The 24,824-nt window shown below is 33.8% G+C and carries 25 protein-coding genes and 1 pseudogene; 2 read left to right on the forward strand and 24 right to left on the reverse strand.

Annotation, left to right across the window (positions count from 1 at the left end; genetic code table 11):
- Window positions 1–22: 22 nt before the first annotated feature.
- Window positions 23–1,111: a hypothetical protein gene (locus AC3RV6_RS13195; protein WP_489746496.1), complete on the reverse strand. Its 1,089-nt coding sequence runs from the start codon at window positions 1,109–1,111 to the stop codon at window positions 23–25.
- Window positions 1,112–1,478: 367 nt separating this feature from the next.
- Between AC3RV6_RS13195 and AC3RV6_RS13200 the strand changes: the two genes are divergently transcribed.
- Both AC3RV6_RS13200 and AC3RV6_RS13205 read left to right on the forward strand, forming a co-directional pair.
- Window positions 1,479–2,405 carry a ketopantoate reductase family protein gene (locus tag AC3RV6_RS13200; RefSeq protein ID WP_489746497.1) on the forward strand — a complete coding sequence of 309 codons (927 nt, stop codon included), beginning with the start codon at window positions 1,479–1,481 and terminating at the stop codon, window positions 2,403–2,405.
- A gap of 339 nt (window positions 2,406–2,744) precedes the next feature.
- Window positions 2,745–2,885: a YjcZ family sporulation protein gene (locus AC3RV6_RS13205; RefSeq protein ID WP_489746498.1), complete on the forward strand. Its 141-nt coding sequence runs from the start codon at window positions 2,745–2,747 to the stop codon at window positions 2,883–2,885.
- Between the two features lie 194 nt (window positions 2,886–3,079).
- Here AC3RV6_RS13205 and AC3RV6_RS13210 read toward each other — a convergent pair whose 3' ends face one another.
- The 23 genes and pseudogenes from AC3RV6_RS13210 to AC3RV6_RS13320 all read right to left on the reverse strand — a co-directional run bounded on the left by AC3RV6_RS13210 (window position 3,080) and on the right by AC3RV6_RS13320 (window position 24,808).
- Window positions 3,080–4,015: an MBL fold metallo-hydrolase gene (locus AC3RV6_RS13210; protein ID WP_489746499.1), complete on the reverse strand. Its 936-nt coding sequence runs from the start codon at window positions 4,013–4,015 to the stop codon at window positions 3,080–3,082.
- 121 nt (window positions 4,016–4,136) lie between these two features.
- Window positions 4,137–5,459, reverse strand: coding sequence for a TRAP transporter large permease (locus AC3RV6_RS13215; RefSeq protein ID WP_489746500.1), 1,323 nt, complete (start codon window positions 5,457–5,459; stop codon window positions 4,137–4,139).
- On the reverse strand, window positions 5,456–5,941 hold the full coding sequence (locus AC3RV6_RS13220; RefSeq protein WP_489746501.1) for a TRAP transporter small permease: 486 nt from the start codon (window positions 5,939–5,941) through the stop codon (window positions 5,456–5,458). The genes AC3RV6_RS13215 and AC3RV6_RS13220 overlap by 4 nt, the downstream gene beginning before the upstream one ends.
- 18 nt (window positions 5,942–5,959) lie before the next feature.
- Complete coding sequence (locus AC3RV6_RS13225) at window positions 5,960–7,003, reverse strand: DctP family TRAP transporter solute-binding subunit (protein WP_489746502.1); 1,044 nt, start codon at window positions 7,001–7,003, stop codon at window positions 5,960–5,962.
- A 408-nt stretch (window positions 7,004–7,411) separates the two neighbouring features.
- A complete protein-coding gene (locus tag AC3RV6_RS13230) occupies window positions 7,412–8,020 on the reverse strand; it encodes an AarF/UbiB family protein (protein ID WP_489746503.1) in 609 nt (202 codons plus the stop codon).
- A gap of 487 nt (window positions 8,021–8,507) precedes the next feature.
- A complete protein-coding gene (locus tag AC3RV6_RS13235; protein WP_489746504.1) occupies window positions 8,508–9,548 on the reverse strand; it encodes a threonine aldolase family protein in 1,041 nt (346 codons plus the stop codon).
- 378 nt (window positions 9,549–9,926) lie between these two features.
- Window positions 9,927–10,322 (reverse strand): VOC family protein, encoded by a 396-nt coding sequence (locus tag AC3RV6_RS13240; RefSeq protein ID WP_489746505.1) that lies wholly within the window; start codon window positions 10,320–10,322, stop codon window positions 9,927–9,929.
- Window positions 10,323–10,996: 674 nt separating this feature from the next.
- Window positions 10,997–11,335, reverse strand: a complete 339-nt coding sequence (locus tag AC3RV6_RS13245; protein WP_489746506.1) for a hypothetical protein — start codon at window positions 11,333–11,335, stop codon at window positions 10,997–10,999.
- A 252-nt stretch (window positions 11,336–11,587) separates the two neighbouring features.
- Window positions 11,588–13,462, reverse strand: coding sequence for a serine hydrolase domain-containing protein (locus tag AC3RV6_RS13250; protein ID WP_489746507.1), 1,875 nt, complete (start codon window positions 13,460–13,462; stop codon window positions 11,588–11,590).
- Window positions 13,463–13,736: 274 nt separating this feature from the next.
- Window positions 13,737–14,654, reverse strand: a pseudogene (locus AC3RV6_RS13255) (C45 family autoproteolytic acyltransferase/hydrolase); the annotation flags it as partial.
- Between the two features lie 125 nt (window positions 14,655–14,779).
- Window positions 14,780–15,927, reverse strand: a protein-coding gene (locus AC3RV6_RS13260; RefSeq protein ID WP_489746139.1) for an IS3 family transposase whose coding sequence is annotated in 2 segments (ribosomal slippage) — window positions 14,780–15,681 and window positions 15,681–15,927 — 1,149 coding nt in all. Because the reading frame shifts where the segments join, the coding sequence is not laid out codon by codon here.
- A 312-nt stretch (window positions 15,928–16,239) separates the two neighbouring features.
- Window positions 16,240–16,551, reverse strand: coding sequence for a hypothetical protein (locus AC3RV6_RS13265; protein ID WP_489746508.1), 312 nt, complete (start codon window positions 16,549–16,551; stop codon window positions 16,240–16,242).
- Between the two features lie 208 nt (window positions 16,552–16,759).
- Entirely contained in the window at window positions 16,760–17,269 is a 510-nt protein-coding gene (locus tag AC3RV6_RS13270) for a MepB family protein (RefSeq protein ID WP_489746509.1), read from the reverse strand.
- 350 nt (window positions 17,270–17,619) lie between these two features.
- Window positions 17,620–17,787: a hypothetical protein gene (locus tag AC3RV6_RS13275; protein WP_489746510.1), complete on the reverse strand. Its 168-nt coding sequence runs from the start codon at window positions 17,785–17,787 to the stop codon at window positions 17,620–17,622.
- Between the two features lie 109 nt (window positions 17,788–17,896).
- The gene (locus tag AC3RV6_RS13280) at window positions 17,897–18,097 is read right to left on the reverse strand and encodes a DUF6366 family protein (protein ID WP_489746511.1); all 201 of its coding nucleotides are present in this window, start codon (window positions 18,095–18,097) and stop codon (window positions 17,897–17,899) included.
- A 376-nt stretch (window positions 18,098–18,473) separates the two neighbouring features.
- Window positions 18,474–19,187 (reverse strand): hypothetical protein, encoded by a 714-nt coding sequence (locus tag AC3RV6_RS13285; RefSeq protein ID WP_489746512.1) that lies wholly within the window; start codon window positions 19,185–19,187, stop codon window positions 18,474–18,476.
- Window positions 19,188–19,292: 105 nt separating this feature from the next.
- Window positions 19,293–19,529 (reverse strand): hypothetical protein, encoded by a 237-nt coding sequence (locus tag AC3RV6_RS13290; protein ID WP_489746513.1) that lies wholly within the window; start codon window positions 19,527–19,529, stop codon window positions 19,293–19,295.
- Window positions 19,530–19,869: 340 nt separating this feature from the next.
- Entirely contained in the window at window positions 19,870–20,205 is a 336-nt protein-coding gene (locus tag AC3RV6_RS13295; RefSeq protein ID WP_489746514.1) for a GRAM domain-containing protein, read from the reverse strand.
- A 66-nt stretch (window positions 20,206–20,271) separates the two neighbouring features.
- Window positions 20,272–21,285, reverse strand: coding sequence for an acyltransferase family protein (locus AC3RV6_RS13300; protein ID WP_489746515.1), 1,014 nt, complete (start codon window positions 21,283–21,285; stop codon window positions 20,272–20,274).
- A 136-nt stretch (window positions 21,286–21,421) separates the two neighbouring features.
- Window positions 21,422–22,120: a SurA N-terminal domain-containing protein gene (locus tag AC3RV6_RS13305; RefSeq protein ID WP_489746516.1), complete on the reverse strand. Its 699-nt coding sequence runs from the start codon at window positions 22,118–22,120 to the stop codon at window positions 21,422–21,424.
- Between the two features lie 722 nt (window positions 22,121–22,842).
- Window positions 22,843–23,331 carry a hypothetical protein gene (locus AC3RV6_RS13310; protein ID WP_489746517.1) on the reverse strand — a complete coding sequence of 163 codons (489 nt, stop codon included), beginning with the start codon at window positions 23,329–23,331 and terminating at the stop codon, window positions 22,843–22,845.
- A 130-nt stretch (window positions 23,332–23,461) separates the two neighbouring features.
- The gene (locus AC3RV6_RS13315) at window positions 23,462–24,118 is read right to left on the reverse strand and encodes an ankyrin repeat domain-containing protein (RefSeq protein ID WP_489749256.1); all 657 of its coding nucleotides are present in this window, start codon (window positions 24,116–24,118) and stop codon (window positions 23,462–23,464) included.
- A 234-nt stretch (window positions 24,119–24,352) separates the two neighbouring features.
- Complete coding sequence (locus tag AC3RV6_RS13320; RefSeq protein ID WP_489746518.1) at window positions 24,353–24,808, reverse strand: hypothetical protein; 456 nt, start codon at window positions 24,806–24,808, stop codon at window positions 24,353–24,355.
- Window positions 24,809–24,824: the final 16 nt, after the last annotated feature.

The following is a 24,824-nucleotide window of genomic DNA, read 5'->3' on the forward strand; positions in this document are numbered from 1 at the left end:
GGGATTTTTTTAAGTGTTCATTTTATTGAAAAGTTTCACCTTTTACAATTACTTTAAAAGCACGAAACGGAGTGCTTTCTTCCATTTCATAATAAGTATCTAACAATTCATAGAACGATTGCCATAGACCATCTTCTTCTTCATAATTACCATTCTTCTCTACATCTAGTATATTCGCATATATTTTTTGCAACTCATTCATGTCATCTTCAACTATATCAAAATCATAATCAGCTATATATTCTTCAAATGTCGGTAGTTGATAAGTAGCACGGAAATATGGATATATTAGCTTATCAAATGCCGCCATTTTTTCTATAGCAACACTTTCATCTTCATCTTCAAAAGACTGATGAAATGCATCATAGGACTGCTTTAATACAGCATAATCCGACTCAGAAATAGTTAACTCCATATCTTCAATATATTCATCAAAAGTTGGCGTCACATAATAGCTGTTAATAATCTCATAAAACAGATCCATTTTTTCATAAGATGCTTCATCACTGTAATCTGTATTTACAGACCATTCATTATAAAGTGCTTCCAATTGAATTAGATCCTCGCTAGTAAAGTCATAATCGAACATACCGATGTAATCTTCAAAAGGCTCTGGTTCCCAATCTGACTCGTAGTAATGGTTAATAATCCCGTAAATACTTTGCCATAATTCATCTGTTTCTTCCCAGGTCTCACTTTTCTCCAAGACTTTTACTTCATTATATAAAATCTCTAACTTTTCCATTTCCTCTTCCGTTACTCCTTCGGGAAGCGACCTCTTAAAATAATTAAAGTCGTATAAATCATCAAAACTTTCAAGCGCTTCACCTTCAACCTCAACTGTATCACCAGGTAAAATATTCATTGACTCAATTTTTTCTGTATTAAATAAATATAACCCTATATGATAGCGATTACCATCTTCCGTTTTAACGATAATTTCTTCACCATAGTGATCTACAACTGTGCCCTTTAATTTTTGTCCGATTTGGGCCGTTGTCTCAGCGGATACTACCTCTGCAAATGAATACGTTGGCATTGACATTGACATAGCCAGCCCAAGTACAAATACTACAGAAATAACAGATCTTTTTTTCTTCTTTCCCCACATAACCTAGCCTCCTTTTATCAATTCTTTTGAAATCAAGTAATTACATACCTATTAGACGGTTTAACACGCATAATAGTTTCAAAATTCGAAAATTTATTTGGATGCTATTTTAATACATAGTACACAAAAAGATTTATTTAGTTCATTTCATAAAAAATGCCTCCCCACACAACAATACAATTTAATCCTATGATTTAACGCATCTAATTATATTCTTGCAAATCTATTTTATTGCACAAAAAAGTGCTTCACTCTTTTACTTAAGAAATTGTAAACTTCATATTAAACTTATCGAAAATGAATGAGAATTAGTTTGCAGTCTATTGTATACTGAATTTAAATACACAATAATTAGGGGGAATATGTGATGAATCTATTGGTAGTTGGCGCAGGTGCGATTGGTGGCTATTTCGGAGGTAGGTTGGCAGAAAAAGGGGAGAATGTTACATTCCTTGTTAGAGAAAAGCGCAAAGAACAGCTAGAGAAAACGGGATTGGTCATACAAAGTATTAACGGTGACTCAAAGGTTATTCCACGTCTAATTACAACAAAAAATACTGGTGAACAATTCGATGTCATACTTATCTCAACAAAATCCTACCATCTTGCTCAAGCAATAGAGGATATTCGTCCATTTATGAAAGAGAACACAATAATCCTCCCTTTGTTGAATGGCGTAGCTCATATTGCAAAATTAGTAGAAGTTTTCGGTGAAAATGCGGTTATTGGTGGACTTTGTTACATAGAGACAACATTGGATGAACAAGGTACCGTTTTACAAAAAAGCCCTGCCCACCAAATTATATACGGCGAGAGATCTGGTGAAATTACGTCTCGGATGAATGAATTACAAAAAGTCTTTGAAGGGACTAATGCGAGGTTTACATTAAGTAGTCAAATTAATGAAGAAATGTGGTCTAAATATTTATTCATCACAGTCTTCTCAGGTATTACCTCACTTATGGAATCCCCAATTGGCACGATTTTAGAATTAGAAACTGGTCAAAATACCGTTTGTGCACTTTTCTCAGAACTAGAAGCTATAATGAGGAAAATCAACATGCCTGTACATGACACAATGACGCAAGACCTTATAACAAAAATAAATAAAATGCCTTATAAGATGAAATCTTCTATGCAACGCGATATTGAAAAATCTTATCCATTAGAAGCGGATCACTTACAAGGATTTTTATTGAAGTATGCATATGAACATAAAGTTCAAGTACCTATTCTAGAAACAATTTATACGAAACTTAAGCTTTACGAACAGAAAACCGGTTTGGAAAAATAATCATATTTTGTTCATTTGAGTACAAATCAAAGACAACGAGAATAATTAAGCCTTCATCAAAAAAAGCCACAACTAATTGAATTAGTTGTGGCTTTTCTCAATTAGTAAAACCCTTATGAATTACTACGGAATATTAAACTTTCAACTATATCAATCAATTTCATAATAGTGTTTTATTGCTACTCCACCACAACATATAGTTGAGTTAGAACGTTCTCGAACAATATGTTGTTCGTTGTAGCAAGTTAAGGTAATTATGAATTTAAAAGTTAAACAAGCCCTATTAACTTTGAATTTTTGACATATTCTATAAGTAGCAATGGGAAAGGGGGAAAATAAATGTCTTCTGAAAAATGTGGGAATACAGGTAATAATTCTGGTTTTACGTTAATCGTTGTATTGTTTATCTTGCTTATCATCGTTGGAGCTTCTTTTATGGGAAATGATAATAATCAAGGTCACGGTGGACCCTGCTACTAATTAATAAAAATAGCAGTCACAGTTATTCAACTAATAAAAACCATTTAAATATTTTTTGAAGCTAAAATTCAATCAGCTGTATTTCACGCTGATTGAATTTTGTTGTTTTAAAAAAGTTCCAACTACATATTAATTGAATATTGACCGAGAAAAAAATGCTGACATTCACGGCTGAACGTGTTTTATTTTTAAATCTATTTCTTACATATCGTATCAATTCTTATGGTCTCTCCAATCATCAAAAACCTTAAATTCTTATCTTCTAATTCTCTCTTTTCCCATTCTGTTAATAATCGATCAATCGCTTCTTTCGGTGTGTCATCCGCTAAACGGTAAGCACCATAATGCATCGGAATCATTACTTTTGACTGCGTATCAATGAAGGCTCTAACAGCATCTTCCGGATTAACATGTTGGGCTGCCATGAACCACTCCGGCTCATATGCACCAATCGGCATTAGACAATAATCAATTTCAAACTTCTCACCAATCGTACGAAACCCTTCAAAGTAGCCACTGTCACCTGCAAAATAAATCGTCTGATACGAATCTTTAATTATATATCCACCCCAATGTGAGCGGTTTGTATCCATTGGCGTTCTTTTTGACCAGTGCTGTGCCGGTACAAAAGTAATTGATAACCCGTTTACTTCATAGACATCCCACCATGAACATTCAACTACTTTTTGATAGCCCCTTTTCTGAAATGCATTGACTAGCCCTATAGGAACGACAAAAGTAGGATCTCCAGTCAGTCTTTTTATTGAAGAAAAATGCAGATGATCGTAATGGCTATGAGAAATTAAGACGATGTCAATTGGCGGCAACTCATTAATTGGAAGGCCTGGTGGCGAGAGTCGTTTATCCATACCAAGATAATTTGCCCACACTGGATCCACTATGATATTTAGTCCATTTAGTTGGATTAAAAAGGTTGAATGGCCAATCCAAGTGATTGTCGGGATTGTACTATTTGATCTTAAGAAGACTGTTTCAGCTTTCTTAATTATAGGAACTTGATAGGATAAATCTTTTCGTTTCCCCCTTCTTTCTTTTCGCCACCTTAGTAAATCCTTGAATGTAGAAGGTTGTATACTTTTATCTTCATTTTCATAACGATTATTTTTCATCAGAATTCACCTCTATAACTGTAAAATGCGCCCTATCGTTCACATTTGAACGACAGGGCGCATTCTCAACTTTTAAACACTTCTATTATTATTAATTAAATAGAAATAATTTTCACCATTACTATTTAATTCCTAATAAATCCGGTAAGAATGTTGAAATTTGGGGAATGAAAGTTAATAGCAACAACACAATAATTGAAGCAAAAACAAAAGGTATAATGGCCTTTGATATTTCACCTAGCGAAGATTTTGAAATTCCACTTGCTACGTATAAGTTGAGGCCGACTGGCGGTGTAAAAAGTCCAATCGCTAAGTTTACTGTCATGAATACCCCAAAGACAGTCGGATCAATTTCCAAAAATATCATTATTGGTAGTAAAATCGGAATAAATATGTAATAAGCTGAAATAGCATCAATAAACATACCGGCGATAAGAAGCATAACATTCACTATTAGTAATATAATTATCTTGTTATCCGTTAATGCAAACATAATTACTGAAATTTGCTTTGCAACTTGCTCAGTTGTAATAATATACGCGTAAACCGAAGCAGCACTAACGATAAACATTACGACAGCCGTTTGAATAGATGATGTTACCAAAATACTGTACATTTTTTTTAGTGTTAATTCTTTATAAATAAAGAACCCTACAAATAACCCGTAAAACACAGCAACAACAGCTGCTTCTGTCGGCGTAAATATACCGCCGTAAATTCCACCTAGAATAATAACGGGAATAAGTATTCCCCAAATTGCGTCTGCAAAAGCCTTCCAACGTTCTTTCGGTGTTGCTTTTTCAAGTGGTACGATATGAGCCAACATGCCGTCTTTCTTATCTTGTTTACTCCGAATATAAATCGCTGCAATAATTAATCCTAGCCCTATTAATAATCCTGGAACAACGCCCGCCATGAATAACCGCGCAATGGATACAGGTAATTGATCACCAGCTACTACTGCAAACACGATAAAAGCAATACTTGGCGGAATAATAATACCGATTGCACCAGAACTTGCAACAAGTGCAGCAGCTGTCTCTTTTTTATAGCCATTTTTCACCATTGCAGGAATAAGAATTCCACCAATAGCCGCTACTGTAGCAGGCCCTGAACCTGAAATTGCCGCAAAGAAAATTGCCGTCATTACCGTTACAAAAATAATACCACTTTTACGATGTCCAACGAGTGCTTGAGCAAAGTCGATAAGTCGTTTTGAAATACCCGCCTGTTCCATAATTACGCCTGCTAAAATAAAAAAAGGTATCGCAAGCAATGTGAACTTAGCAACGCTTGAATACATAATATCCGCAACAAGTTCAAGTCCAAATAGACCACTTCCCATAAAGATAACAACAATCGAAGAAACTGCTAGTGCAACAGCAATCGGCAACCGAAGCATAACAAGCACAATAAATAAACCAAATAAAGTAAGTGCCATCATAACGCTTCTTCCTTCCCAGCGCCGTAGGCTTTGTATTCTTTAAATGTGGCCTGTAACGATCGGTTTAAACACAATAGCGCGCCAATCGGCATAGCTAATGTAAAAATCCACTGTGACCAACCCAGCGAAGGCGTCTTCTGCCCGGTGTCAATTTGATAAAGAACCATTTTTATACCAAAATAAACAAGTACTAAAAATAACAGCGCCATAATTAAACCTACGAATAATATAATTAGTTTTTTAAATAGGCCATTTGCATAATCATATACTAATGTAAAGCCAAGGTGTGCATGCTCTCGCACACCTATGGCAGTACCTACAAATGTTAATAAGACGAATAAATTAATCGTTATTTCCTCCGTAAATGAAAGGGAAAAACTTCCGACTTCTCTGAATATAACATTCAAGAAAGCAATGATAGACATAGTAGAGAAAACAATTATAACAATCCATTCTTCTAATCTGCTAATTGCTTTTTCCATTCACATTGCCCCCTTTTATTACTGATCTCTAAATGCGTCTAAAAGATCTTGTCCCCAAATACTTGCATACTTTTCATAGACAGGTTCAACCGCTTCACTGAATTTCTCTAGATCAGCATCTGTCGGTTCATAAAATTGCAAACCTAGTTCTTTTAGTTCTTCAATTTGAGCAACTTCATTTTCACGTCCGATTTTCACTTGATATTCTCCAGCTTCTTTTCCAAGCTTTTCAAACATTTCTTGATCTTCATTACTCATAGAATCGAACAACTTCTTATTAATACCTAGTACGAGTGGATCGTAGGAATAATTCCACATTGTAATATAATCTTGAACTTCTTGAAGTTTAGAAGAATGAATTACATCAATAGGATTTTCCTGTCCTTCAATAGTTCCTTGTTGAAGAGAAGTAAACACTTCAGAAAATGCCATTGTTGTTGGATCAGCTCCTAATTCACGGTATAGATCCGTATACATTGTAATTCCAGGAATACGTACTTTCAATCCCTTCATATCTTCTGGTGTTTTAATTTCCTTTTTACTATTCGTAATTTGACGGAAACCATTTTCACCAAATCCTAAAGCTTTAACTCCTTTTTCTTCTAGTACTTCTGCAAGCATTTCTCCACCTTTTCCAGAGAACACTTTGTCGACACCTTCAAAATCTTTAAAAAGGAACGGTGCACTTGCTACGCCAAATCTCGGGTCAAGTATAGAATAAATAATTGTTGAGTGAAAACTTAGGTCTGTTGATCCTTTAGATACAAGTTCTACGCCTTTTCCTTGGTCACCACTTGATAATTGTTCATTTGCAAAAACATCAATATTAATTCGGCCATCCGTCTCTTCTTTTACATCTTCAGCAAACTTTTCTGCTGCTAAAAACCATGTAGAAGATTCACTCGTCGTAACCGACATTTTTAATTTATAAGACTTGTCCTCACTATCACCTTTTTTATCGTCTGTTGTACTTTCAGGTTTGCTATCTGAACCACAAGCAGCGAGTAACAACATTGCCGAAATACCAAGCGCACTTAACATTGCCCATTTCTTTTTTTTCATTTTTTCTCCCCCTATTTCTCTGTTATCTAACAAAATATTTCAATTATTGTTTATTAAAGCTCCTCTTAATGTATTACAATATTCCGACATATGCAATCAGTTTTTTAAATAATTATTGTAATGAATACAAAAGAATGAACCGCATTTACTAGTAGGGTAATGTGAAAAATAACAAAAGATAAAAAAGCCTAATCCCTCATTTTTTTAGTGAGAAATTAAACTTATTATCTTTCCACAAAATGGTCCTTTTACGGGGGGCATGGAAGCCTCTATAAGTACGTTTAATATAGGCTGGTGTCATTGGATACTTGTCATCAAAACCCAGTTAAATATATTTTACTCTCTAAATTATAGAGTGTAATGTATTTAAGGACTGTATATTAATTGTGTTAGTGCACGATTAATTCTTCATAATCGATAATATGGCATAAGTCCCTTTTTATAAAGGGAAGCCACGATATTTAAGAAAGGAGTAGGAACTTTCTTCAAAAAGAATCGTTTGTTGTATAATTGCCGATGGGCTTTTTTAAGATTGCTCCATTGCCTGCAGTCTTTTATTTGTCGATAACGAGCAACATCAATGAGCTTTATCTCATTAGTAGAAGTGATGAAAATATTACGCAAGTGAATGTCAGAAGGATTTAATCCCAAATCTGAAGCCAATGATAATGCGTGATCAATTTCTTTAATATGATCCAATGTAATGACTTTCCCATGCGTCATACAATCAAAAAGTGTATAACCATCGATGTAATCCATAACAACATAATTCAATCCGGTTTCATAAATAGATGGAAAATAATTAATATGTTGAAGTGATTTATAAATTTCAGCTTCCTCTTTAGCAATGTACGTAAAATCTGGAAAGAAAACTTTAATTGCTTTATTTGATGACTTAATTCTGAAAACAAATGCACTTCTCCCTGTTCCAACAAGTTTTAAAGATTTATCGGAGCTAATAAGTCGATTCTTCTTGTTAATGATGACTGAATTTACAAGTTCTAGATAATTATTCAAAGCTTAACCTCCAATAAATTTCAAAAAATAAAAAAGAGACACTATAACCAATTCTTGGTCATAGTGTCTCAAATTAAAAAAGACCTCACCAAATAATTGGTAAGGTCTCGCAAACAACGATTGTTGCCAATAAGGCCGAGGATTTAAATCCTGTGTTGACGACTTTTACTGTATAAGCTACTCCCCTTAACGGAAGTTGAATATATTATTTTGTAGCTTTACTATAAATTTAAATAGCTTTAATGTCAAATCTAAAAAATAAATCGTCCTAGAAAGCAGATAGTTATGTGTGTATGTTGCCAATGAGACGTCCCTTATGTAAATTTAAGGGGCAAGGATTTCTTCATTATTGGCGCACAATTATCCAATAAATTTATTAATACGATTATTAATGCTACAGCTACCAGGATCATCTCTGTATTATAAGAAATTGAACTAAAGTATCTTCAACTAAATCGAAGAATTAAGTTTGTAGTGATTTTATAATCTAACCGCATATACGTTTCAAATCGTTGACAAACATTTCTACATGTTCTCTTTTCGTAGCCCAACTTGTACAGATTCTCACAGTACTTTGTGTAGCATCAAATTTCTCCCAGAAAGAAAACGAATACTTCTCTCCTAGTTCTAAAATTACTTTTTCCGGTAAAATCGGGAACTGCTGATTTGATTTGGAATCATAACGTAACATAAATCCATTTTTAACAAACGCTTCTCGAATTATGGTCGCCATTTCTACAGCGTGTTCGGAAATCTCATAGTATAAGCCGTCTTCAAATAAGGTTTCAAACTGAATCCCTAATAGTCTACCTTTAGCTAGTAGACCTCCTCTTTGTTTGATAAAGTAACGAAAATCCGTTTTAAGCGCTTCATTTGTAATAACAACTGCTTCTCCAAACATCGCACCAATTTTCGTTCCGCCTATGTAAAATACATCACAAAGCCTTGCAATATCAGCCAATGTTAAATCGCTATCGATTGAAGCCAAACCATACCCTAATCTAGCGCCATCTAATATTAATGGCACTTCACATTCCTGACAAACTTTACTCAAAGCTTCCAATTCGGCTTTACTATAAGTCGTTCCATGTTCTGTTGGATTAGTAATGTAAACCAAGCCTGGCTGTACCGTATGCTCAGGATTAGCATCATTCCAATGCGCATCAAATAGTTCCTTCACTTGCTCTGCTTGAATTTTACCATCATCACTCGCCACAGTGAGCACTTTATGACCCGTAGCTTCAATTGCTCCAGTTTCATGAGATGCAATATGACCAGTAATTGCAGATACTACACCTTGATGTGGGCGTAAAATTGAAGCAATAATAGTAGTATTCGTTTGAGTTCCCCCTACTAAAAAGTGTATGTCTGCATGCTCAGCATCACACTCTTTTCGGATATAACCTCTAGCATTTTGACAATGTTCGTCCATACCATATCCGGGTGTTTGTTCTTCATTAGTCTCTATCAATCGTTCTAGAATACGCTTATGTGCACCTTCTGTATAATCATTTTCAAACCGTATCATGTGTTTTCACTCTCCAAATTATTTAATTCATTATGAAAGTATAACATAGAAGCTTGGATTTCTTTAATTTATTATACTGTAAATACAATGTTTCAGACGTTTGAACATACACGTCATTTTAAATAGATTCAACGGCTCCGTCATACTGACAAGCTTGAAGACTTCTTGACAATAATATAGGCAACTTACGCTACGCCCACTCGACGTAATCACAAGCTACTACAGTTCCTGTATACTTTTAATAATAAAGTGCTAACAAATCCATACAATTCCCTACCCCTTATAAGAATTGCATCTCACACAGATATCATAATACTTTTCAATTGATCCTAATAAAGAACAACTTTTATTTATTAACTGCATCCGTTTATAGAACTGTTAAGGTGCTACAAGTTCCACTTTTATTCTATCTGGGTCTTCAAAATAAACAGCGTAATAGTCATTTCCACCAGCGAATGGATGCTGATTTGTATAAAGTATAGAAATCCCCTTACTTTTTAATTTTTTAGTTATGTCATTGACGTGTTGACGTGAACCAGCGTGAAATGCTAAATGATTTAATCCCACTCGACATCTATGATAGGGGACGTCAAGAAAACGTTCTTCTGTTTGAACAAAAACGAGATAAGTATCATCTATTTTCCAACTTCGTCCACTTTCCCATTCTTGAAAAGGACTGTATCCTAATTCTTCAAGAAACCAACCCCAAAAGTCAATTGTCCTTTTTAAATCAGAAACATATATCTCAACGTGGTGAAGTATTCCCTTTGACAATAAATAACACTCCTTTATTTTAGCAAACTGCTTGCGGCCCACATATTAGTACAAATTTCATCAAAGACTACCGCCAAAATGACTTTGTTTAATCAAAAAACTGTCCGTTAAATGGCCCGAATCTGGAATAGTGTTAAACCCGTTGATTTCCGTTTCAATCGGACGCTTTCCGCGGGCATGGCTTCAGCTTCCTCGTCACTGCGTTCCTGCGGGGTCTTCGGCTCATGCTATTCCTCTCGGAGTCACCGGCTTACACTCCAATCAACTAAAGTGTACTATTTTAACAATTAGCCCCCAATTGCCAAGCAAATATAGATCTGATTAACTTCTAATAACAGCAATTAATTTGTCACTTGTTATTATCGAAAGTACTCCGCAACTAATTAAAACAATTACACTTCCAATAAAAACTTCAACACCTCCTGCAATTCCTCCTATTCCTCCTATTCCTAAGAGATTCCACAAGAAATTAAACACGGAAAAAAATATAATAAATAAGACAATAATTAGAAAGTACCTTATAAAGGTTTTTATCAAATTAATTTTCCCTTTCTTGGATTGTCAACACTTTTAAGGAATGTGACACAATACTTACTCCCCAATTTCCCCCTTTACTTCAATATAGGGAGCAATGCATTTAAAATTCCTAAATGAATTATATGATTTCCCCAACATTACCTACCGATTATTTTTTCTACAAACCTTAGTTCATAGTCACTTACAACTTCAAAAATACCATCGTTATATATATGATGTTCTACTGAAGGGCCATCTTCACTACCTAACCAAGATAGTTGATCGTACCATTCAATAAAGTCTGAGTTCTCTATTTCATAAATATAATGTGCTGACGAATTTATTAAATGGGTACTATCTGCTACATCAATTAATTTATTTAAGTCACATCTTTTAATTTCATTTATATATCGGGAAGTCCAAATAAAATCTCCCATTGTTTGTGAAACATTATCAAAAATAACCTCTACTATATTTCCGTCTATATCAATAATCAAAAACATCACTACTGATAGCTAATCAGTCTTATAGCTTAAAATTTTTCTTGTCTGATAAATTCCCGCATTATATTTCTCTTCCTTTGAAAAAAAGTAATTAAAAGCGATATTAAAATAAAAGTTTTTTGACTAGGGTAACTTTTTTTCTTTCATTTTAGATACTCAATATATAGATATCCCCGAAAACCTTATTGGGTCCCTATTGATCTAAATAATCTAATATCAACAGTATAATTTAACAGTGCCTTTTCATTAAGAATAAAACTGCCATGTTATAAGCAAAAAAATTAATATAACAATAGTAACGATTGATAGAAGATAAAAAGCCTTCTGTAATTTCATTAAAGTTTCCTTTTTCCAATGAACTAAAATGAAAATAATAAAAACAACACTTAAAATAGTTAAAACATAATTAGCAACTATTTGTGGGAATACTTCAAAATATCCTCGATCACTATTACTCAACATCCTTATTACTAATAATATAATATTTACGATAAATGCTGTACCAACAACATTTAATAGGTAAACCCATTTCCTGATTTTTATAGAAATCTTTTTTCTTCTCCGATTCAAAATACTGATCACGATTAAAACGAATGGGGAAGCAATAAAATATACTAAACAATAAATGAATAATACAGCACTTATTGTTAGCCAAGATGGACTTTTATCTAAAGGTAGATAATCTGAAATCGAAGTAGAAATTTGTTTAACCTTACCATCCTTTATAGAAAAATAAAGAACATTTGTAAGAATAAACATATTACTACCATTTTTCATAATATAAACATTTGGATAAGTTTGGACATAATTAGCTTTCATACCTGCCATGCTTACTTCAATTTCATTCGTATTTAGTGATTTGACTGTAAGTGGTAGTAAATAGTAATACAAATTTAAGAAGCCACTTTTCATTCTGCGAGTAGTAATATACTTTCCTGCTAGTATTTGTGAATTTGGTAATTCCGCCAATTTTACTTTTTGTATCTCTTTTTCTCCAACCAATTCCTTCATCAGTCCATAGGAAATATCAAGCTCTGCAGCTTGATTCGTTAAAATTATTACTGCAAAGTTTTCGTCAGGGACGATATGAAAATTACTTGAAAAGGAAACTGTATTTCCACCATGTGTTAATCCTTTATACTTCCCTTCATACTCCCAAAAACCATGTGCGATACCAGGGACATTTTCATTAGCGGCATAACTTTGCGAAAGCATTGTAATTAGCGTATCCTCATCCTCAAACAAAACGTTTTCATTATCGGATTGTGGCATAAGTGCCATTGCAAACTTAGTTAAATCTGGTGCTGTTCCATTTATTCCACCGCTAGGATACATGGACATATAGTACGGTGTCGATAGTTTGAAATTTCCTTCTTCAAAAAGTTCATATCCATTTACTTTGTTTTTTTCTATCTGCTTATTTCTCCCTAAAGACAGATATGCAGTTGAATCTAGAATACCTAATTTTTGAAATATATGTTCATCAACATATTCATTAAAGTCTTTTTCTGTAATTAATTGAACTATATATGCAGCTAGAGAAGTTGAGTAATTAGAATAAGCAACGACTTCACCTGGACGATATACTTGGCTTGGCTCAGCAATTTTCAATCCTTCTTCTAAAGATTTTACACGGTTTTCGTTAGCATAGCCCAAATCAAAGATATTTTCCTCAAATCCACCAGTGTGATTCATTAAATCCAACATAGTGATAGGAACATCATATGTTAGTTTTGTTAAAAATCCTTGCGGTAAATAGCTGTTTATATCTTCAGCTAAATCGATTTTTCCTTGTTCTACTAATTGCATGACCGACACCCAGACAAACAATTTACTAACTGAACCCCATTCAAAAACAGCAGTATTCGTATTTATTTTAATTTGGTTTTCAATATCTCCATAACCATATCCTTTTGATAAAACAATTTCATTATCTTTCAAAATAACAATGCTTGCACCCGCAGTTGTTTCACCAATATATTCATTTACATAATCGTCTACGAAACGCTCTACATCGGATAATGAAATTCCAGATGGTGTTGTAAGTTCATTAGCATAACTTCTTTCTGTAAAAAACAAAGATAAAGCTATTATCAATAAAATGACAAAATTTTTATTCATGCATTACCCCTTTATAATAAAGATATATTAGCCAGTAATGGAATAGTCGTTATTTCATGTAAAAAATTATATAATGATTTTAGGTTGTTACATTAGAGAACAGTTTTTTCGAATTCTTTTATAATGGATATGCTTTTATTTAACCTTTTCGTGAATACGGGTGGTAAAATTTTAAATGGAATTTGAATCTAAGAACATTGTTCAACTAAAGCACCGGATTGTGATAGTTATTCTATGTCCACAAGAACTACAATACACAGACTACATGAAAAATTTAGAATGTAATTTCCTGAGGCTCATCTCCGGGAGTGGTTAATATCACCTTATTGATCTTAGGGACATAAGAAACTGTATGTAACGTACCAAAGAAATGTTCATAATCCGTATAAAAGACAGGAGATGATTGATCACTAAACCATTTATGAACCTCACTAACAGGCTTTAGAGATTTGGATAAATGAGATAATGCTTTCACCCTTTCTAAAGAAGAGTCAACATTTGCTCGATTATAGGTTTTCATCTTGCCTGTTTGAAACATATTAACACAAGAAAGTGAATCTTTTTCACGGTGAATATTTGTCATTTCGGGGGATGCTTCAAAGACAGCCAAATTACCATTACGGTCAACTAATGAATAGTTATAGCTAGCTGCATGCGGTAATTCTTTTAATAAATCAATAGCTTCTTCCACGTTTTTGCACATTTCTAATACAATTCTCACAATAGTACTTCCGATAAACCCTTTTTTGTGTAGATCATTGTTTACAAAATGCATCCCACAAGTTAAGCCATTATGGTTCATCCCGTCTAACCTTCCAACCATAAGCTCCGAATTTCCACAAGTCCACTGGCTTTCATTATGTCTTTGAATAACGAAGCTTCCGTCGTATATTAACGGGCTGAAATCATAATTACGTACGTAATAATCGCCAGTTATAAAACTTGTACAACCCATTTCTAAAATTGGCATGTCATATCCACCAATCAATCTTAAAACATCACTTTCCGGATAATTCATACCTTCTTGAAGACCTTTTAATTCATCTAAGAGTTTCGGACAAAAATAATTTAACGTACTTCTAATTTCTTCCGTGTTTTGTTCTAAATTTAAATTTTCTTTAATACTTGAAAGTATACTTTGATAATGATCTGAGTTGTTTAGCCTGCGTCCATCTGCTAAACCAACTTCATAATAACTTCCTTTAAATTCTTATATATCTATTTTTCTCATGTTCTCTGCCCTCTCCATGAATTATTTTGAATATAGTTATTCAATCTCAATAAAAACTACTCACAAAATGGATAGTCAACACTAATTCAAACAAAACTATTAAGGGATATTGCTTTATAAGCAACTGGACTTAAGTAGCCTAATGTACCGTGTGAACGGATATTGTTGTACCAATTGACGTAATCAAAAAGTTCAAGCGACAGTTGATCAAGCGTTTGATAGTGCGCGCCGTTAATCAATTCTGTTTTTAAAATCTTAAATGTAGCTTCTGCCACCGCATTATCATAAGGGTTTCCCTTTTGGCTAAGAGATCTCGTAATTTTATAATCACTTAATAGCTCATCGATGCCAACGTTTTTAAATTCTGAACCACGGTCTGTATGAAACAAGTTTACAGTTCCTAGTGGGTATTTAACTGAATCGAACGCACGTTGAACTAGGGCTGCGTCTTTTTGTGCGCCGACGCTCCACCCGACAATTTCACGATTATATAAATCAATTAAAAAACAAACATAATTCCAACGACGTCCAACTTTTACATACGTTAAGTCGCTAACTAACACGGACATTTCTTTATCCACTTCAAATTCTCGGTTTAACACATTTCGAATAGATTCTTCATTAGGGCTTGTCGCCATTGGCTTATACGATGGTTTAGCATACTTCGATTCGAGGCCTAGCGCGCTCATTAAACGGCCAATTCGACGTCTGGAGACCGGAAATAATGCTTCCTCTTTATCTAATTCAATCTTTATTTTTCGAGTTCCGTAGACTTTGCGATTGTCATTAAAAACATTTGTGATTTTTTCTTTTAATACGCATTCTTCTGCTAATTTTTCTTGTTCTTTTTGAGCAGCTATTTCAGTTTCATAATAGAAAGTACTACGTGCAATTTGAAGGACTTTACACATTGCTGATACCGAATATTTGTGGCGATTCTTTTGAATAACCTCTATTTTCGTCCCATGATCAGCGCGGCTTGCTTTAAAATATCAACTTCCATTTCAAGTTGCTTGTTTCGCTTGCGGAGTTCAATTACTTCTTGTTCTTCTAGAGATCTGTTGTCTTTCTCTTTGAAAGAACCAGACGCTCTAAATTGTTTAATCCATCTATCCAATGCAGACGGCGTTAATTCGTATTCTTCAGTAATTGCTTGTCGGCTTTTCCCATTTTCGTAGAGTGCAACGACTTGTTTTTTAAAATCTGTTGAAAACGTTCTTCTTTTTGTGGACATAGTAGATCTCCTCACTTCTTTTGAATGATTCTACATGCCCTTAATTTAATTGTCCAACTAAGTGTAACCTATTCACAATGGCCCGATAGTTTAGGTGTTACTTGTTTTAAAAATGCTTCTTTTATTTTAAATAAAATGGCCGTATGGAGGTGTAGCCTTGCTTAAATGCTTTAATTACATTCTGCTGACTCTACCCATATTGAATAATTTTTTTCAGGTATATTTAGAGCATATTGATTTTTCTTTAGTTTTAAATTGTCAGTTGTGTCAATAAAGCCAGCTTCAAAACAATTCCCTCCAGTTGCGACTACATCATGGTCTGAAGGTTTTCCAATTCCTAGCGATTCCTATGGTAATCCAACCTTTTTCTTGATTTTCAACAAGTGCTACAAAATATTGAGCTTTACTCTCACTATTATCGGTAATTGCTACCTCCTCTTCAAAAGCATATATTTTCCTATCAACACTTACATCTATTGCCTCTATGATGTTCATATTTTCAACAAAGCCAATTTTGGATTCCAATAACTTTATTGCCTTTTCAGAAGTATCCGAATATAAAAATTCATCATTTGTACAAGCAACTAACAATAAGCCCAATATAATAATAAGGAATAACTTCATAATCCTAACTCCCTTTTTTATGTATTTTATTTCATTATACAACCAATTGGAATTAAGTTGAAAAATCTATTGAACAATGGCCCTATTACAAAATAGATAATTTCTTAAATATTATAAATCCTGCAATATAGTCTTATAGCTTAAATATTTTTGAATAGGAACTTCATGGATATACTTTTATCCCTTTGCTGCAATCGATCGCAAAGGATTATAGAGAATAAAGTTCTAACAATTTTTTTGTGGATAATTTATTTGCGTTACTCATATCTACAAAATAGGGCAACTGCCATTCTTGTGTTTTCATCGCTTGTTGACTAGTCGGACTATCCCAACCAGGATAAACTCTTATTGCCATTTTCCCCTTTATTGAACTGGACCTAAGAATATTCTGTTTGAAAATAATTTCTTTTGGAAAAATAAATTGTCCAAACTCATTATCATTTTTAAAAGTAGTTATAACTAATAAATCAGGTGCTTCCTCATATGAATAGGATTGATTTTTATTGTTTTCATCTTTTTCCCAAAACGCAACAAACTGCCCTACTTTGTTAGGGGTTATATTTGCAACTCTGAATCGAACTGTTCTAGAAGATATTTGAAATGTACCAGCACCATACTTGGAATTTTGTTTTTCTTCTTGGATTGATTTTACTGTTAGCTGATTAGGCTCATAAACAACTTTATTTACATATGTTAATGCTGTATAAAAATTATTCATATCCTCACTCCTCACACTTCCAACTATAAAGTAACGAAGGCTATTGCCTTAATAAGAGAAAACTGCCGTCATTAATTTATAGGTCGTTCAGTTTTAAAAATCACTTTTCTTGAATTATAACCTTAATAAAGATTTCGGGGAGATTTCACCCTAATTTCCACCTCGGCTTCTAGATTTCAGTATATCAATGCATTAATAATTCGTGTACAAAATATAGTTTCCAACTGATCAACAATACTTAATTAACTGCCGGTTATCTTGTAAGGACTATTTTTGTCTAGGACGTTCGTAAAAGTACTCTTAGAAAAACAAAGAGGAACAGCAGTGTTAAATCAGCATCGCTCTCCTTCTCATAAGTCCAATAAGTCATAATCTTCTTTTGAGTAATTAAATAAAGCAATGTCAGGCACGTCACCAATAGTTAATGTAAAAGCTGTTAGCTCAACATCAATCCATTCGTCCTCTTTAGTTATTTCTATGTTTTTTTGTCTACTGTATACGTTTCCTCCATTTTTCACCTCTTATATTTTTGATTACTCAAAATTAATTACTTTAAATTCGTGCAATTGAAGCTCATATATTACACATTAAACGCACCCTAATTACTTGAAGAAGATTAAGTAAAATCTAAAAAAGCAATTTGTATAAAACATAACCAACTACTAAAACAACAATTAATATCAGTGTTTCTTTAAAACCCATAGCAGTTAAATTTCCACCAATTCCTCTATTTAATCCATCGTTTAGAGAACCAGTGGGATTATTTTTTAATTCACTTTGTCTTAATCGTTCTCTTTTTTCTTCAGGCGTTTCAAGGTGATTATTCAAACTACTCCCCCCCTGTAAATAATTTCTGCTGTGAAAACTCTATAATTTATTGTAAATACCTTCTTACATATAATCGCCCAATAACGTGATCTAGACACAATCTCTTATACAGTAATTCCACAATTTGATGAATATTGGAAAGTTCATTAACCTTCTACCAATGCATAATATTTTAAGATTTCTCCTTCTGTTTCTACAAGTAAAATAGGACCTTCTTTTTCGATAGTCGAAAAAACCTTTGCCCCAACGGTTTGCTTATTCGACATTTCTTCTTCAAAGTTTGTATCTGTATCGTTTCTTATTTTTATTTCTTCTACTTGCTCATCTTTTGTTAAAGTCAGTTCTTCAACTCTTTATCGTAGCATATTTACTCGTATTATTTCTTTAGTTTTGATACTTCATAATTAATAACTTCTTTTATTTCATCGTTTCCGATGGCGCCACAATTAAATGTATTAGAATCGCTCCAATAAAGTTGCCTAAACGAAACGCCATTATTAAGTTCAATTTCTAAAAATATACGCGTTCCATCTAACTTATCTTTATCAATTAATGACTGGACATCTTCTAATTTTAATTCATAAAATGCGGCTAAGAACTTATCCTTAGAAGACTGTGAGAATGTATGCAATCTCTTTCCATCCTCGGTGCTCTCAATATAAATATTCTTCACCAACTTATCCACAGGGTAAAGTTCTCCTGTAGTTTTCGCCTTTTTATTTGAGTTAGCTATATAGACGACATCATTTGCGACAACAATTAAGGATGTTGGATATCCTTTCACTTCATAAATGACTGTTTCTTTTTCTAAAAATGCCGCATCGCCGTTTTTCATTTTGTGATTACTACATGCATTATCAGCCATTTTGAATGTTACTTTACCAATTTCTTTACCTTTTTCAATCGTTATAGTATGATTTTCATTCGCCGGCTCTGGAAAATGATGCTCGTATTTAATATCATCAATCATCAACATATCTACCCATTCTATTTCTCCATCAGGACATCCTATAAGAGAAGTTAAATTACTACAAGAAGATAATAATAAAAAAAAGGCTGAAATAAAAATTATGTTTTTTAAAGTTCTCATCATAATACCTCCTAATTATTAGACTCTTACCGCAATTATAAGTTACAAATATTTACCAAATATTACGTGTTCTAAATCTATACATTCTTACAAAAAAGTTCCTGTTTACTGGACATAGTAATTGGTGACTGGCACCTTTTGAATATCAACTTGACTATCATACTCCATAAACACATCACCAAATAAAGCCTTTTCAATGAGTGCGCTGAGTACACCAGCGTAATAACCTGGTAAATTATTTATCATTTTATTTTTTGTAGCTTGCACAGCGATTCGTAATACTTGTAGTGCTAAATCTTCAAAAAGCTCGCCTTTATTTTCGTGAATACTGAACTTTAACATTTGCATAGACCGATGACGATAGAAACCTTATACATATAGAAGGTTTTTTTGGGAAAGGATACTATGTAGTGAAAAAAGGTTTTTTGACAGAAGTTTTAAACATAAAATCTACATCAGCTTTAATTTTAAAAAACTAAAAATCCTAATTGCGCCTCCTTTCGAGGAATTTGAATTAGGATTTTGTTAAATTCTGAGTCGTGTTAAAAGCTGCTACCAAAATTTTTAAATATGTTGGACTAATTTTTAAAAAGTGTAGCGCATTTCTCACTTCAGAAATGCGCTCGTTGATTGAATAAGCAAATTTTATATATGATTCTGAATTATGTTGTCCTCGCTATAATTATTCAGTATTTATTGATTTACCTTGGCTTATTCTCCGCATTTGACTTTTAATGTGTGTAATTAACGCTGTACGTTTACTTACGACAAATTTATATTCTTCTCCACTATTTAATTTAATTTTTAATCCGTTAGGGACGATGAAAAGTGTGCTTCGTTTTTCAACTTCCTTAATGTCTTCGATTTTTATCACCAATGATTCACTCTGTATATTTAATTTATGAGCATTAAAAAATACTTCTGCATTTGTAATATTTATTCTCCCACCGACCCCTTCAATCCCTTCAAGTAAATTGGCCCGTGTAGTAAAACCCACTTCTTGTTTCGTCTCTGTCATTACCACTACCCCCATCACTTTTTTAGATTAATAGCGCGTTTTGAATCCCCTACTTATTCCAATCATCTAAAGTCTCTGCCGTATTCTTGCGACTGTTCTTTTAAATGCATTTTTAATAATAGTGCTTTTCCCTTCAATAAACGGCTGCCATATACCTAGGACTGGTTTAGTAGATAACAGAAGCACAATAACTGCCGATAATATTGCAATACCAATGACATCAATAAATCCAGTTACTTTTAAAATATCAACCTCTCGTAAAAGTTGGATGATAAACCCATGCAGCAAATATACATATAACGTCCTTGTGCCCAAATGTGTTAGTCTACTGTTCTTTTGCGGAATCCAAGCAAAAATGCACATTGCCATTAATGCAGAAGTGACATAAACAAGTAATCGAGCGAGCCCTCCAAACGCTGGCATTCCTAAATCCCCATAGGACTTCGATGCCACTAACCATCCCGAATTTAAGTCAGGTGCAAAATAGATTGCGACCCCAACAACAAATAGGACGATCAACGAAGCTAGCTTTACACTTCTACGCTTCAGACGCATAACTTGTTCTTCAGTAACCCAATACCCAAGAAGGAAAAATGGGAAAAAGACGAATGTTCGTGACAAACTAAATGTATGTCCAATTTCACCAAAATATCCCACAATTAATCCAACAAATACAGCGAGTGCCACACCCAACATAGCGGGTACCTTTTTAAAAAAGGCTAATAATATATGCCAGCTAAACAAGCTACACAAAAACCAGAGAGACCAATGTGGATAAAATATACCTGTCTGCCATCCACTTTTTCCGATAAATAAATAATAGACTGTATATAAAAGTTGAAAAATCAGGTACGGTATCAATAACTTTTTTGCTAAGTTAATAATGTACACTCGATTCCCCGAACCCTTTGCGTACAAACCTGCTAAAAATATAAAAGCGGGCATATGAAACGTATAAATCCATGTATATAAAGTGTTTATTCCACTTGACCCACTACTGAAAGGTTGGATCATGTGACCAAACACAACTAGAAAAATTAAAACTAGTTTTGCGTTATCAAAATAGGCATTTCTCTTCAAATCCTCATCCTCTTAACTTTTAGATCATAGTTGTTATAGTCCCAAATTAGCGGGTGATCCTCCCACCGATTGAAGGTTCACTTTAATTAAAACAACCCTCATCACCTTCCGATAGGAGATAAATGAGGGTTGTTTTTTATATTTCCAACTCAATTTCAGCATTTTCTTTTAACTCTTCAACATGCGCAGCAAGCTGCTTTTGCTGATGTTCTTGTTCAATACTACCTTTAATTTCATCACGCACTTCTTCAAGCGGCGGCAATTCTTGTTCAGTATCCTTTGATTGAGCTGCAATTTGATCATAGTACTCTTTAATTTCTTTCTCAGTAATTTTTCCTACTGGTGCTACTTTATTTTGGTACTTTTCAAAAATGATCGACTCGGCAATTTGTGCTTTCAAAGTCTCTACATCCACATTTTGACTTTTGAGCATTTCTTTCATTGCTTTTTCATCGTCAAATTGCTTTACAAATTCTGAATATTTTTCATCTATTTCTGATTTCTCCGCTTTTATTTCCGATTCTTTTGCCTGTTGAAGAATCAATGCCTGATTAACAAGCGTATCAAGTGCTTCTGTTTTTACTTGTTCAGCAGATTCTTTACTAGATGAGTCTTCTCCGATTTGTTCCATTTGATCTTGGATGGACATCGATAGAGCGTTATATTCTGCGCCTTTAAGTTCTTCATCATTTACAATCGCCACAATCTCATTTGGCTCCACTTGTTGTTCAACTGATTCAGATTTTGCTTTATCTTCTCCACCACCACTACAAGCCGCTAGACTAATTGCAAGTGCGCCCGCTATAAACGGTAGTAGAACTTTTTTTACCTTCATCTCGTGGAAACCCCTTTCAAATCCATCGCCCTTTGTTTCTTGAGCTTACAACGCATCTTACCGTTAACTTCTTCACAATTAAACCTAAACCCCTCAACGTCATCATATTGTTATCTAGCTGTCATATGATAATTTTCGTGATCCCAGACTAGTTGCGCTTCAATTGGAATAGAGTTACAGCAGCATTACAAGGGAAAGTAGACATTTCTGTGTTGCTTATTCAATTTTTTTATTTAAAAAACACATTAGTACGTATTGTAAAAAGACGTGGTGGGATTCGGAATTCTTTAAAGGATACTCATTCCCCTAGAAGTTGAACACAGTCACTACTAGAATCTGTTCCTTTTACAATAAAAACCATTAATTTTATAATATATGTAGAAATTGAATAGACTAAAAAAGACCACCGATGTGCAAAATCAGCAGTCAAATTAATAGCAAGTCCCCACAAAGGGAGTCGGCTATTCATGGTAGTGATAACCCATCTGAGCTATCAACTCAAGGATGGGTTATTTTTTTTGGTTAAATGACAATATCGCTACAACTAATGCTGCAAAAGTTACTGCGACCATCAATGATTTGAATACTGACATCAGCACCTACATCCTGTACGATTTGTTCAATATCCATCACATTCGCCACCTATCTTCACCATATAAACGGAACTGAAGGCATTTCCAGTTCACTTTTCACAAAAATAATTTATAATTTTTTCAAACCTTTTAACACATCACAATTATTTTATCAGGTGTCGTCTGTGCTGGGATACTTCTAGTTGTTGCGCCGTAAATAACAATTAGATTTCGATTTGCAGGATTTCTATTATAGTACTGACCATTTTCTAAAAACATTGGCGTTTGCCTGGAAACATTTAATTTCAACATGCCGTCACTGCTTTCAAATTGTTCATTAAAATAATCGACTTTCACATTTTGAGTAGGTGAATCTTTTGTCATAACGACAGCTTGATATTGCGGTGGATATATTAATGGAACAGGTACGTTCGCATCGTAAAACCCGGTTACCCTGTCGCCTTCACGTATCATCACATGGTCAACGAAATAAGTTTTAGGTTCTACTACGAAGTTAACCACTGCTCCATTTCCATTATCCAAAGAAAATAATTTATAACAGCCACCACCATCATTATTTGTCCCTATCCCAAAATCAGTTATTGTCATTACAGTCCCACTGAATGATAAATAATTCATAACTTTTACCTCCATTATATTTTAAATTCATGCCTAGTTAGATTATGTAATGCCAGAGGGTAATGTGCTTTTTTTATGATAGTTTTGATAAGTACTGTGATTTTTTAATATGAAAGAAAATTCATACTTTCTATTTTGCGCCTGCTTGCATCAAGATTTCTTGAATCTCTTTAAATCCTTTTTTCCGTGCATGTTCCAAAGGCGTTACATTGTCATGATCTGGTATATTTACATCGGCACCATGATCTATAAGAATTTGTACGGTTTGTTGCTGTTTTTCATTACCATCGTTAAGAATGATAGCTTCCATTAAAGCTGTCCACCCTAGACGATTAATATGATTAATATCTATTTCTGTTCGAGTTAGAAGTTCTTGAATAACATCTACATAACCATGTTCTGCCGCCGGTATAAGTGCAGTTCCCCCGTATCGGTTCTTAATCGACGGGTCTGCACCTGCATCTATCGTGAGCCTTACTATTTCTAAGTATCCTTCTGCACCTGCATATAGGAATGGATTATTCTTCATATTATCTTGTAAGTTAACATCTGCGCCTGCTTCTATTAGAACTTTTGCTGTTGCGATATCATTATTATAAGCTGCAATCATTGTGGCAGTTCGTCCCTTTGCGTCTTGTGCATCAATATTCACATTTTCTTTAATCAGCCTAATAACAGTATCTGTTTCTGCATTTTCTGCTGCTTGGAGAAGTTTTTCATCCATACTTATTTCCTCCTTTAACTGCTTGTCCGTCACAATTTTTGTATCTGAAACACAGCCTTGCATCAAAATTATGCTGCCAAAGAGGACAGCTAAATATTTTTTCAACCATCACACCTCCAACGGGTTTAGCAACTTTACTTTCAGTTTATCATATTATGACCTTAGCTATTATATAGTCCTCAACTCATTACATCAAAAAGACCTTTCAAATGTTCCATGAAATAATGAAAGGTCTAGCACTGTATTATGATTAGTCATAAATTACTTTCGTAACGTTCATTCAATTTCATTCTTTTACTACATTTTCAACGGTGCTGTTGTCGTATTTAGCTGATTTGCATATTGGATAATGACCATAGCGATTTGTTGAAATTCTTTCAACTGTCGCTCTAATTCCTTAAATTCTCGTAACTTCGCGATATCATTAACGGATTTACATTGATTAAAATACATCATCGCTTGCATGAAATTCTTCGCAACTGGATAAACCAATTCATTAAACCAGACATTAATACTATAGCTCGAGTATGCATTTGTTACGAGAAGACACTCTACATACCCCTGACATCTGTAATGATAATAAGTCCCATCATTAAATGAACGATTAAAGGCATTCCAAGCTACGGGTAAAGGAGCTGTCAATTTCTCTGTAATATGATAAGAGGTATTTTGAATCTCTTGAATCTTTTCGCTGAAATTCACCAATTGACTATATATCTGATCAAAAGTTAACTGAATGGGTGATTTTTGCACGAAATACTTTTCCACC

It is taken from the genome of Sporosarcina sp. So3-204 (genome assembly GCF_058068165.1).